Genomic DNA, 11,886 nt, shown 5'->3' with positions numbered 1-11,886 from the left:
GGCTCATGGTTTAAGCAGGTTCATCTGCCTGTTTTCACTTTGCGTGCTTATCCTGGAGACAGGTTGTTGGACTTCGTGTAGGGTTGCCCTCGAATGTAACCATTATTCGTCTTAGGGATAAGACGAAAAGTCTGAGAATACGTAACTGTCTATGAGCTCTGTATCACCACCACGTGAATATTTTCTTGACTCCATCCGTGCCTGGCTAATGTTGTTAGGGATCCCATTCCATATTTCATTGATCTACTCCACCCACACCTGGCACGTGAACAGCGCAGAACCTTCGTGGTGGTTAACCCTTTTTAACGACTTTATCCATGCATTTCGCATGCAGGTCTTCTTTGTCATTTCAGGTTATTTTTCCTACATGCTTTTTTTGCGCTATCCGTTAAAGCGCTGGTGGAAGGTGCGTGTAGAACGCGTGGGGATCCCTATGCTGACCGCGATTCCGCTGCTTACGCTGCCGCAATTTATCATGCTGCAATACGTGAAAGGGAAAGCAGACAGCTGGCATACCCTCAGCGGCTACGACAAATACAATGCGCTGGCCTGGGAGCTGATTTCCCATCTGTGGTTTTTACTGGTTCTGGTGGTGTTAACGACCCTGAGTATGTGGGTGTTTACCCAAATGAAAAACAGACTATCGCGTGGAGACGGTACCCCTGCATCGGGGGTGTCGATGACCAAATTAACGTTGATTTTTATATTGTTGGGTGTCGGCTATGCCGTCGTCAGAAGAACGATTTTCATCCTCTACCCTTCGATTCTCAGCGACGGCATGTTTAATTTTATCGTTATGCAAACGCTGTTCTATGTGCCTTTCTTTATGCTCGGCGCGCTGGCGTTTATCAATCCTAATCTGAAAGCACTGTTTACCACGCCATCGCGCGGCTGCACGCTAGGCGCCGCATTCGCATTTGTCGCATACCTGCTCAATCAACGTTACGGCAACGGCGATGCCTGGATGTATGAAACCGAATATGTCATTACCATGGTCATGGGGCTATGGATGGTGAATGTCATCTTTTCGCTTGGCCACCGTTTACTGAATTTCCAGTCGGCTCGCGTGACCTATTTTGTCAACGCGTCGCTGTTCATCTATTTGGTGCACCACCCATTAACGCTGTTTTTTGGCGCGTATATCACACCGCATATCAAGTCGAATCTGCTGGGTTTTCTCTGCGGTCTGCTTTTTGTGGTTGGAATTGCGGTCATACTGTACGAAATCCATTTACGGATCCCGGTGCTGAAGTTTCTCTTTTCGGGTAAACCGCCCATTAAGCAGGATAAAAACAAGGCGGTAGCCGGTTAGTTTTCTTGCATTGAATGGTTCAGAGCAGCCATTCAATGGGCAACACGGATGCAAGCCTCACCAGAACCCGCTTCCAGAATCCTGTAGCGGGTTCTTTTTTCAGTACCTGTTCGCTGCCAGAAAGCCGATCAACCCAGTTGATTCTGCCCCAACGGTCAAGACGTAGTTGCCAGGCCATGTCACGCTGGCTTTGCATAAAACGTTTATGAATCAACTCGGCCAGTACTTCACTCTCAATCACAAACCCCATTTCCGTATTGAGCAGCGTTGAACGGGGATCAAAATTAAGCGAACCGATAAACACTTTACGACCGTCAATACTGAAGGTTTTCGCATGCAGGCTGGAGCCTGAATTACCGGTTAATCCCCGGTCGTGTACTGCTGAAACGCGATCGCGGGTTGGTTTGAGCTCGTATAACTCCACGCCGTAGCGCAGGAGTTTTTTTCGCCAACGCGCATAGCCTGCGTGAACAACCGCGACATCATTCGCCGCCAGAGAATTAGTTAAAATTGCGATCTTAACGCCTTTTCTCACCAGTCTCAGGAGCTGCGCCACACCGGCGCGAGTTGGTACAAAGTAGGCGGAAATAATATCAATACGCTCGGTGGGAGATCCCATCACGTCAAACAAACGCTGCGGTAATAGTGAGTGGCGCGGCGCTTTCCCCTCTCCTTTTGCAGGATCATCACTCAACAAGCGCGTTTTCGCCCAAATTAGCGGCAGCGACCTCTGATCGAGACGGGTCATAAACTGGCTGGTTTCCAGCTTATGTAGATAGCGACGCGTGATGTCATCGTTATACCAGGATTCAGGAAGTTCGATTTTTTGCGTAGAAGCTGGTTCAGCCACCTCAAGTACGTTTTGCAATGTTGAAACCGAGCGGCAGTGCCAGTAACGGTCAAAGTCGTCTGCAACATCCTGGACAACCGGTCCAATAGCCATAACGTCCAGATCGGAAAATAGTGGTTGTTCGCCTGCGCCAAAATAGGCATCGCCTATATTTCGCCCCCCCACAAGAGTTACGACGCCGTCAGCGGTATAACTTTTGTTGTGCATACGTCGATTCAACCGGGCAAAATCGGTTAAATAGCCCAGGGCACGCAGGATGCGAAAGGAAAAGGGATTAAACAGGCGGACTTCAATATTAGGGTGATTGTCCAGCAAACGCAGCGTGTCATCCAGACCTGGCGTGTTGTTATCATCCAGCAACAAACGCACCCGGACGCCCCGCTTCGCTGCGGCCAGCAAAACGGAAAATAACAATAGCCCGGACATGTCGCTTTCCCAGATGTAATACTGAACATCCAGGGTACGTTCCGCCATTTCCGTCAACCGATAGCGAGCAGCAAACGCATCCAGGCTGTCATCCAACGTCAGAATGCCGCATTCTCCCGGGTGGTTTACGCATAGCGGCGTGATGGCACGCTCAAGTCGCGTCATATCAGTCCGTGCGTTCATCGCCTTGTTGGGTAAGTAATCTCTTGTATAGTCGAGCGTTTTCTTCATCAAAGCACACGAAGTATATTTGATCGGGAAGCGTACGTCGGGTGATAAATTTCAACACCGTTTTCACCGCGATCTCTGCCGCTGCAGCACGTGGGTAACCATAAGCTCCGGTGCTTATAGCTGGAAAAGCAATGGATTGATAACCATTGGCTAAGGCCAGTTGCAATGTATTTAGATAGGCCTCTTCAAGTCGTTCAGCCTCGTGGTGATCACCGCCTTGCCAGACAGGTCCTACGGTGTGAATAACTGCTTTTGCCGGAAGCGCTCCAGCCAACGTGATAACGGCATGCCCGGTCGGGCATTCTCCCTGTTGTTGTATAACCTGTTTGCAGGCCTCCAACAACGCAGGCCCGGCAGCACGATGAATCGCGCCATCGACTCCACCTCCTCCCAGTAACGAGGAGTTGGCCGCATTGACGATCACATCTACCGCGATCGTCGTAATGTCGCCCTGTAACACATGAACACGCGATTGCATAAGTTCCCCCTGACAAAACACTCTCCGTTAAGTGTACAGCAGGGTTTTCCTTGAAATCTCACTTTTTAGCCATAAGCGTGCATACCTACGCCAGAATGATTCATTTATATTCAATATTCAGAATAGCCATGCTTTTCTGTTCATTGAGGTAATGCATTTTCACCGTGGCAATTTGTTGCACACTTTGAGGCGCTGTCGTGACCTGTTGCAGGTCGTAGAGACTATTACTCATCGTGCCATCACGCATACATGACAATTCAATCAGTTGTTGTCGAGTGTTAACGTCGCAAGGTGCTTCAACTATTGCACCACGAAAATGAATAACCCCGCCGGGTAAGATTTGCGTCGCCATTGCGGGGAGGGTTAAAAGAGAAAAAGCCCACAAACCGGTATTTAAAATACGCTTTAAGAATGTACACATAAGGGTTCCTCAATGATTAATCATCCTTGAGGGATCACAATGATCCTTCACCGCTGCGAGTTACGATCAAATAAAACGTTTGTTCGTTTCTATATTCATAGAACAGCACCGCACTCCCAGCCACACCCTTAATGCAAATCCGGCAAAAAATTATGGGTGACTGTTTGAGTCAGGCCATTGTTGCGACAGATGCAGAGACTGCCCGTCAGAAACGGTAACGATAATTTTAACCGAATCCTCCGGTGAAATATTAAAGCTCATTTTTGTTAATTCAATTGGCCGATTAGCAGGGACCGAAAGGCTTGTTTTCTGCTGTGACTGACTTTGTCCGCCCTTTCCTTTACGTACGGCAAGAACTTGCACTTCACATACGCACGGTTGAGCTAATGTCACCTGAGGAATAATGGTGTACATGTCACCTTGCTGAGTTGTATTGAATGTTATTTGATTTGCCAACGCGGCAATGAGTAATAGCGTGTGCATAATATTCTCCCGAAAAAAAACAGGGCTTTCGCCCTGTTTATTATCAGTCAGAAAACTGAATTAGTGCTGGTTAGCTGTAGCATTGTTGCCATAACCAACCTGCTGAATCAGCACATTGGAGTCAGACGCTGTCTGATTAACCACAGCACCGTTACGACCACCGAACTGAGTTACGCTGATATCAGCATTTTTTGCATTCCACTGATCGATAGTAGCACTGTTCTGGAAGCCGGTCTGTTTCAGGCTAATGGTACTATCATCAGCACCTTGGCCGACGGTCGCACCGTTACCATGTCCGTGTTGTGTGATAGTCACGTCTGATTTACGTGCATCACTTTGCAGCGCATTCGCAACGTTACTAGAGCCAAATTGGTAAATACTCATTGAAGAGTCTGGGCCATAGTTGCTACCGCCACCATGATGATTACCGCCCCATTGCGGAACAACACCTGCCAGAGCACTGCCAGAAACTACGATTGCTGCGAATGCTGCCACTTTTAAAAGTTTCATGGTAAACCCCCATCGGATTGATTTAAACGTCGTTTATGGATTAGCGTTGAGTAACGCGAATTGCCATTTGCGACTGTCTCTGCACCACAACTGCTGTTTTTTGTGTACCGTACTGGGTAATATTGGCTTTATTACCAGAGCCTTTCTGGATAATCATCGCCGTATTACCGTAAGAGCTTTGTTTAATACTCGCATCATTAGAGCTACCCGTTTGATCAATATATGCAAAGTTATTTGATCCCGTCTGTTCTGTTTTCGCCCGGTTACCTGAACCTTCTTGCGAAATGACCGACAATAACTTAGTGCCCTCCTGGCGAGTATTTGCACTATTAGCAGTACCAACCTGACCAATAATGGCTGCCTGATTAAATGAAGACTTACTTAATTCATTTACCGCAAAGTTATATTCTGAATTAGCTAAATCATAACTGGTTGCGGATGCAATCCCAGGCACACCCAGTATTGTAAACATCATAAATAACAACTTGTTTTTCATGTTGTCACCCTGGACCTGGTCGTACATGAAGTTAAATTAATTACCACTCAAATTGTTGTTAACATGACTTACATTTGTTAACGCCACGTTACGATGAAGAGTATGTCCGTGGAAACATTTTAAATAACTCACCCGCGAGTGGTATTTTTATATCCGGATTCACACCAAAGTACTAATTAACAGTGAATAACATCGCTTCAGGTCTGGATTTTATTTTTATTTTGCTATCAGTAATGAATTTCTATGCAGTCACTGAGAAAGTGCATTTTGCACGATATCAGGGCCTCTCAGTACAACGTCGAGATAGACATCGGTACAAGTCGTGACAAAGGTCATTTTTTTCCATCTAAAATTGACCAACGTAAATTGAGACAAGGATTTTAGAATTTATTAGAAATTTAAAACTCGACAATCATTAATTAAATGACTTAAAATCAATGTGTTACTATAATTTGTATGATTTTTTAAATCTATGCAGCAAAGGTAAAATGTACAACTTTCCTATCAAATCTAAACTCTAATAAAACCATAAAATCACATTTTAATATATAATTTTACAAGTTGTTACATGTTTAACACTTGCTTTAAGATTTGTAATAGCTAGATTGAAATCAGTTGAAGTCCATTTGTTTTAATATTTTCACCCCTTTGGGTCGATATTTTATATCTACACAGCAGTGCAACATCTGTCAGTACTTCTGGTGCCTCTATTTTAGTAGAGACAGCTGTCAGGTGTGCGACTAAAAAGTGGAGTTTCATCATGTTTAATGAAGTCCATAGTATTCATGGTCATACATTATTGTTGATCACAAAACCTTCTTTGCAGGCAACTGCATTATTACAGCATTTAAAACAATCACTGGCACTCACCGGAAAACTACATAATATTCAACGTTCTCTGGATGATATATCCTCCAGCTGCATTGTTTTACTGGATATGATGGAGGCAGATAAAAAACTGATCCATTACTGGCAAGATAATTTGAGTAGAAAAAACAACAATATAAAGACGTTATTGTTGAATACTCCTGATGATTACCCTTATCGGGATATCGAAAACTGGCCGCATATCAATGGTGTTTTTTACGCAACTGAAGACGAGCAGCGTGTTGTAAGCGGCTTGCAGGGTATCTTGCGCGGTGAATGTTACTTCACGCAAAAACTTGCCAGTTATCTGATCACGCATTCTGGAAATTATCGTTATAACAGCACGGAGTCGGCACTGCTGACGCACCGTGAAAAAGAGATCCTTAATAAATTGCGTATCGGCGCCTCAAATATTGAAATCGCTCGCTCACTGTTTATCAGTGAAAATACGGTAAAAACACATCTTTATAATCTTTTCAAAAAGATAGCTGTCAAAAATCGTACGCAGGCGGTCTCATGGGCCAATGATAACCTCAGGCGATAAAGCCATGAAACGCTATTTGACCTGGATTGTGGCAGCAAATTTATTCTTTGCTGCCGGGAGTCTGCACGCAGCGACAACCGTAGAGGTGGAGGTTCCCGGACTGTTAACTGACCACACTGTCTCTTCAATCGGTCATGATTTTTATCGGGCCTTTAGTGATAAGTGGGAAAGCGAGTACACAGGAAACTTAACCATTAATGAAAGACCCAGTGCGCGTTGGGGAAGTTGGATCACCATAACGGTCAATCAAGACGTTATCTTCCAGACTTTTTTATTCCCAACGAAAAGAGACTTCGACAAAATAGTTGTCTTCGCATTGGCAGAAACTGAAGAAGCATTAAATCGCCGGCAAATAGATCAAACACTATTAAGCACTAGCGATTTAGCGCGTGATGAATTCTAAAACATGATTTTGTCCGGAGGCTTTCATGCGTGTTAAACATGCAGTGGTTTTGCTCATGCTAATTTCACCATTAAGTTGGGCCGGAAACATGACGTTCCAGTTTCGCAACCCAAACTTTGGTGGCAACCCGAATAATGGTGCTTTTCTGTTGAACAGCGCCCAGGCCCAGAACTCATATAAAGATCCAAGCTATGACGATTACGGTATTGAAACCCCGTCAGCTCTGGATAACTTTACTCAGGCGATTCAGTCACAAATTCTCGGTGGCCTACTCACCAACATTAATACCGGTAAACCAGGAAGAATGGTGACCAATGATTTTATCATTGATATCGCCAACCGGGACGGACAACTGCAATTGAATGTCACCGACAGGAAATCGGGGAAAACTTCGACTATTGAAGTGTCGGGTTTACAAACACAGTCGACCGACTTCTAAGTTATAGCCACGAAAGGAAATAATCATGCAGCGTTTACTTATCATGGTGGCAGTAATTTTACTCAGCGGATGTTTAACAGCCCCGCCTCAAGAAGCCGCTAAGCCGACATTAATGCCCCGAGCCCAAAGCTATAAAGACTTGACGCATCTGCCTATGCCTACAGGTAAGATCTTTGTGTCGGTATACAACATTCAGGATGAGACTGGCCAATTTAAACCTTACCCGGCAAGTAACTTCTCAACCGCCGTCCCGCAAAGCGCCACGGCTATGCTTGTCACCGCATTGAAAGATTCTCGTTGGTTCGTCCCACTGGAACGTCAGGGGTTACAGAACTTGCTTAACGAACGCAAAATCATTCGTGCAGCTCAGGAAAACGGTACGGTTGCGATTAATAACCGGATCCCGCTACAGTCCCTGACCGCGGCAAACGTCATGGTGGAAGGGTCAATTATCGGTTATGAAAGCAACGTTAAATCCGGTGGTGTCGGTGCACGTTATTTTGGTATTGGCGCCGATACGCAATACCAGCTCGACCAGATAGCGGTAAACCTGCGCGTAGTTAACGTCAGCACCGGTGAGATCCTGTCGTCAGTGAATACCAGTAAAACCATTCTGTCTTATGAAGTACAGGCTGGGGTGTTCCGCTTTATTGACTACCAGCGTCTGTTGGAAGGTGAAATTGGTTACACCTCTAACGAACCGGTTATGCTTTGTCTGATGTCAGCGATTGAAACGGGCGTTATCTTCCTGATTAATGACGGCATCGATCGCGGATTGTGGGATTTGCAGGATAAGAAACAAGTTGATAATGACATTCTGGTTAAATACCGTCATATGTCGGTACCGCCAGAATCCTGATGGGTCTATACAGCATAAAAAGCGTGAGGAAATCCCTCACGCTTTTTTATTTACTGGTCAGCGTCGACGATATTCTATTTTCACGGCGAGATGCCAGCCACAGACCACTGTTTTTCATCGCATAGCCGAATACCAGACCCAGTGCCAATGACGGAACAACCAGTCGCCAGTCCCCCTGCCCTGCAAATGTTGCACATGCGCCAATGAACGTGCCCGGTACAAATGAAAGCAACCATTGCTTTGCCTGGATACACATCAGAAACGCGACAATTCCTGTCATGACATAACCAATAATGTCCATATGCGGAGCAAGCGCGCTACCGTTAATAATCACCAACGCCCACACCACACCGCTTAGCAGCGTACACGCCGAGATCCACAGTCCTTTTAACCCACCTTGCGGGCAGGCGAAATAAGCCGTACAACCCAGAAAGCCAGCCCAACTGAGTAAACCAAGAGAAACGGCCACCCATCCCCAGATCCCGGAGAGAATGCCCGTTGTGATTGCAATTGAGAGAAGTATGTTCATGCCGCGCATCTTAGCAGAAAAACGGCATGGGAATGAGATCGCGCACACAATTTATGCAAGCTTATAAATTGAGTTGCACTATTAAGTGATACACATCACATTTATTCGTCTGTATCTTCCTGCAATTCGTCCCACATCGCACCAATGGCATCACGCGTCAGCGGTGCTATCGTACGCCAGAAAGGCGTGTTCGCGTGCGCTTCAACTTTTCCAAGGAACGTACCGCACCAGGGCAGCAAGTAGTCTACAAACAAGGTTTCAAGCGCCTCACTTTCATCTTCCGCAGACTGGTCCTCAAGCCATGAAGCCGCCAGCAACAGCGTACCAATGTGATCTGCCGGTGTATCAGCCAGCGGCATGCCCCGGGCTGAAAGAAATGCACGAACATCGGATTCTTTCGCCCCTTCTACCCAGGCACTACGATAAGGCGGCACTGCACACTCGTCACCGACAAACAGCGCGTTGTAATCTGCAGCCAGCTGGGGCATATCGCAGCTCTTCTGTAAACGGGTGAGCAGTTCGTCCTGTTCCAGCGGCCAGTTGACTGACAGTTTACCTTCACTAATCAGGGTAAACAGGGGAACCAGTAAAGGGTCCTGCGGTTGGCGGTAAAATAGCGAGCCCAGTACACGACACAGGATAGAAAACTCGTTCATTGATATATTCCAGTTAGTAACAATTACAGTTCAGCAAATTCCGCGATCGGCTCCATGCCTCGCGATTCCAGAAACGCCAATAGACGTTTAGGTGTGACGTTTAAAATTCTGTCTTCAGGGAAATTAACATCATCCAGGATTTTACGGCATTCGCCAAATTCTCCCAGCGTGAAAGCGGTATGTGAATCCGACCCTAACGCCACCCAGCCGCCAGCATCACGTACAGCCGCAGCAACCGCACGACAATTATCCTCACTGCCCTTACGCGAATGCAAAAACGAAGAGTTATTGATTTCCAGTGCAACCTGGTACTTTGCCGCCGCTTTCGCAATTGCTTTAATATCAACAGGATACTTTGGATTTCCCGGATGGCTGATGATGTGCACATTACCGCTGGCCATCGTAGCTATCATTGCCTGGGTATTGGTGTCTTTATCGTGAGGGGCAAAAACCGGCTCATGGAAGCCCGCAATAATGAGGTCCAGGGAGGTAAACATCGGACCTGAACAGTCAATTTCACCTTCAATATTCTTAATATTGGCTTCTATTCCTCGCAGGATCCCCACGCCATCCACGACACGTGGCCAAATACGCATATTGATAAAGTGCCAGTGGTGAGGCGCATCCGCCATGTCCGGTCCATGATCGGTAATGGCAAACAGCTTGATGCCTTTGCGACGAGCTTCCGCGATGTAATCACTTAAGGTGCTGTAGGCGTGGGTGCTGGCGACGGTATGCATATGCAGGTCAACGGGATACATAACTCTCTCCTGTAGTCATTTTCCGTCAAGGATAGCAGGTATCGCCGCCATTAATACCCTAAAAATTCGAGTCGTAGGCAGGTGGCAAGGGAGTGATACCTGAATCACTTACTTATGTAAGTGATTCAGGTGAACAACCGTAGCCAACGCACATGCAGCTTGAAGTATGGCGGGTATTTTAGCTGAAACCCGGTACTTGCCGGGTTACCATCAATATCCCCGAACGCGATTGACCTGACCTGTTACGACTTGCCCGCTCTCCAGGTTCATAATCGTGCGGGAGATATAGTCCACCGCTTCTGCCGGACGGGTAACTGCGGCAATATGTGGCGTCATCGCCACACGCGGATGTTTCCATAATGGGCTGTTTTCTGGCAGCGGTTCACGGCTATAAACATCCAGCATGGCCCCCTTCACCTTGCCGCTGTCCAGCGATGCCAGAAGATCGTCTTCATTGAGATGAACACCGCGTGCAAGGTTCAGCACGTAGGCGCCATCCTGCAATTGGCTAAGTAAATCAGCGTTAATAATGCCTACGGTTTCTGCCGTATTAGGCAGGAGGTTGATCAGCACGCGAGTTTGACTCAAAAATGCGCCCAGTTCCTCAGTACCGGCGAAGCTTTCCACGCCAGACCAGGATTTACGCGTACGACTCCAGCAGCGCAGTGGGAATCCCCATGCTTGCAGGCTTTCGGCAACTTTTGCGCCCAATACCCCTGCCCCCATGATCCCGACGGTAAATTCCTCGCGAGTATATTCTGACAACGGTTGCCATTTCGCCTGATTTTTCAATGCCTGATAATCATCAAAGCGACGAAACCAGTGCAGCACCTGACTGACCGCATATTCCTGCATTTGCAGGCCCATACCCGTATCTTCCAGACGGAAAAGCGGGATCGACGCATCCAACATTTCCGGATGAGCATTGAGTTTACTGAGAATAGAATCGACACCCGCTCCCAGCGCAAATACGGCTTTTAATTTTCGTCCTGCGAGCATTTCAACCGGCGGATGCCAGACCAGCGCATAGTCAGCATGTGCATTATCACCCGCTTTCCACTCGCGTACGTTCGCACCAGGTATTGCCTTTGCCAACGCATTAATCCACCAGGTCGTATCGAATGTTGGGTGATAGAAAATTATATCCATATTGTCTCCTGAACATTGTTGTGCGGAACTTTCTCGCACTTATTATCATCATTTTTCGAGGGAACATCAGAGTAGCAAATTTTAGGATGCTGGCAAAAAAAACAATTCCCGCTTATTTATGCTCCATGTTGCTTGAAGTTTGTGTAAATGCACATTTTTTTCAAAAAGTTGATTGACGGCGGGGCGGTGTTTCCCCTACATTAGCGCCCGTTCCGGTAGCACAGGGACAACAATATGGTGAGGTGTCCGAGTGGCTGAAGGAGCACGCCTGGAAAGTGTGTATACGGCAACGTATCGGGGGTTCGAATCCCCCCCTCACCGCCATATTTTAAGAAGAGCTCGTACGAAAGTACGGGCTTTTTTTTCGCATGTTGCACATCTGCGGGGGGATGAGAAGCCCCGACCGGGGTTCGACTACTGGCGCAGCCAGTTGGACAGACCGGGAGCGCAGCGAACGGGCTGCCCCGCAGGG

General features: G+C 47.0%; 15 protein-coding genes and 1 tRNA gene. 6 read left to right on the top strand and 10 right to left on the bottom strand.

What is annotated here, in order from left to right; genetic code table 11:
* Window positions 1-151: 151 nt before the first annotated feature.
* Window positions 152-1,312 carry a glucans biosynthesis protein MdoC gene (gene mdoC / locus OGX89_RS20935; RefSeq protein ID WP_126955966.1) on the top strand — a complete coding sequence of 387 codons (1,161 nt, stop codon included), beginning with the start codon at window positions 152-154 and terminating at the stop codon, window positions 1,310-1,312.
* 19 nt (window positions 1,313-1,331) lie between these two features.
* Here the strand turns inward: mdoC and OGX89_RS20930 are convergent, their stop codons facing one another.
* The 6 genes from OGX89_RS20930 to csgB form a co-directional block, all read right to left on the bottom strand.
* Window positions 1,332-2,822, bottom strand: a complete 1,491-nt coding sequence (locus OGX89_RS20930; protein ID WP_008784342.1) for a phospholipase D family protein — start codon at window positions 2,820-2,822, stop codon at window positions 1,332-1,334.
* On the bottom strand, window positions 2,755-3,297 hold the full coding sequence (gene ymdB, locus OGX89_RS20925; RefSeq protein ID WP_003832103.1) for an O-acetyl-ADP-ribose deacetylase: 543 nt from the start codon (window positions 3,295-3,297) through the stop codon (window positions 2,755-2,757). The genes OGX89_RS20930 and ymdB overlap by 68 nt, the downstream gene beginning before the upstream one ends.
* Window positions 3,298-3,397: 100 nt before the next feature.
* A complete protein-coding gene (locus OGX89_RS20920; protein WP_126955965.1) occupies window positions 3,398-3,718 on the bottom strand; it encodes a YmdA family protein in 321 nt (106 codons plus the stop codon).
* Between the two features lie 150 nt (window positions 3,719-3,868).
* Window positions 3,869-4,201 carry a curli assembly chaperone CsgC gene (gene csgC / locus OGX89_RS20915; protein WP_020996502.1) on the bottom strand — a complete coding sequence of 111 codons (333 nt, stop codon included), beginning with the start codon at window positions 4,199-4,201 and terminating at the stop codon, window positions 3,869-3,871.
* A 60-nt stretch (window positions 4,202-4,261) separates the two neighbouring features.
* Window positions 4,262-4,711 (bottom strand): curli major subunit CsgA, encoded by a 450-nt coding sequence (gene csgA / locus OGX89_RS20910; protein WP_003832097.1) that lies wholly within the window; start codon window positions 4,709-4,711, stop codon window positions 4,262-4,264.
* 40 nt (window positions 4,712-4,751) lie between these two features.
* Window positions 4,752-5,207 carry a curli minor subunit CsgB gene (csgB, locus tag OGX89_RS20905; protein ID WP_003832095.1) on the bottom strand — a complete coding sequence of 152 codons (456 nt, stop codon included), beginning with the start codon at window positions 5,205-5,207 and terminating at the stop codon, window positions 4,752-4,754.
* A gap of 760 nt (window positions 5,208-5,967) precedes the next feature.
* Between csgB and csgD the strand changes: the two genes are divergently transcribed.
* The 4 genes from csgD to csgG are packed head-to-tail and all read left to right on the top strand — an operon-like array spanning window position 5,968 to window position 8,319.
* Complete coding sequence (gene csgD, locus OGX89_RS20900; RefSeq protein WP_003832092.1) at window positions 5,968-6,618, top strand: biofilm master transcriptional regulator CsgD; 651 nt, start codon at window positions 5,968-5,970, stop codon at window positions 6,616-6,618.
* Between the two features lie 4 nt (window positions 6,619-6,622).
* Window positions 6,623-7,021, top strand: a complete 399-nt coding sequence (gene csgE / locus OGX89_RS20895; RefSeq protein WP_003832091.1) for a curli production assembly/transport protein CsgE — start codon at window positions 6,623-6,625, stop codon at window positions 7,019-7,021.
* A 25-nt stretch (window positions 7,022-7,046) separates the two neighbouring features.
* Window positions 7,047-7,460 carry a curli production assembly/transport protein CsgF gene (gene csgF / locus OGX89_RS20890; protein ID WP_003832089.1) on the top strand — a complete coding sequence of 138 codons (414 nt, stop codon included), beginning with the start codon at window positions 7,047-7,049 and terminating at the stop codon, window positions 7,458-7,460.
* A gap of 25 nt (window positions 7,461-7,485) precedes the next feature.
* Window positions 7,486-8,319 (top strand): curli production assembly/transport protein CsgG, encoded by an 834-nt coding sequence (gene csgG / locus OGX89_RS20885; protein ID WP_003036082.1) that lies wholly within the window; start codon window positions 7,486-7,488, stop codon window positions 8,317-8,319.
* Window positions 8,320-8,365: 46 nt separating this feature from the next.
* Here the strand turns inward: csgG and OGX89_RS20880 are convergent, their stop codons facing one another.
* The 4 genes from OGX89_RS20880 to ghrA form a co-directional block, all read right to left on the bottom strand.
* Complete coding sequence (locus tag OGX89_RS20880; RefSeq protein ID WP_032934412.1) at window positions 8,366-8,848, bottom strand: DUF1097 domain-containing protein; 483 nt, start codon at window positions 8,846-8,848, stop codon at window positions 8,366-8,368.
* A gap of 101 nt (window positions 8,849-8,949) precedes the next feature.
* Entirely contained in the window at window positions 8,950-9,504 is a 555-nt protein-coding gene (locus OGX89_RS20875; protein ID WP_126955964.1) for a TorD/DmsD family molecular chaperone, read from the bottom strand.
* A gap of 23 nt (window positions 9,505-9,527) precedes the next feature.
* Window positions 9,528-10,265 carry a phosphatase gene (locus tag OGX89_RS20870; RefSeq protein WP_003832082.1) on the bottom strand — a complete coding sequence of 246 codons (738 nt, stop codon included), beginning with the start codon at window positions 10,263-10,265 and terminating at the stop codon, window positions 9,528-9,530.
* A gap of 210 nt (window positions 10,266-10,475) precedes the next feature.
* A complete protein-coding gene (gene ghrA / locus OGX89_RS20865; RefSeq protein ID WP_003832080.1) occupies window positions 10,476-11,414 on the bottom strand; it encodes a glyoxylate/hydroxypyruvate reductase GhrA in 939 nt (312 codons plus the stop codon).
* Between the two features lie 236 nt (window positions 11,415-11,650).
* Here ghrA and OGX89_RS20860 point away from each other — a divergent pair.
* A tRNA-Ser gene (locus OGX89_RS20860) sits at window positions 11,651-11,738 on the top strand.
* Window positions 11,739-11,886 lie beyond the last annotated feature (148 nt).

It is taken from the genome of Citrobacter sp. Cpo103 (genome assembly GCF_030332605.1).
Classification (GTDB): domain Bacteria; phylum Pseudomonadota; class Gammaproteobacteria; order Enterobacterales; family Enterobacteriaceae; genus Citrobacter; species Citrobacter portucalensis.
Note: the sequence above shows the minus strand (reverse complement) of the source record. Positions and strands in the feature narration are given on the sequence as shown.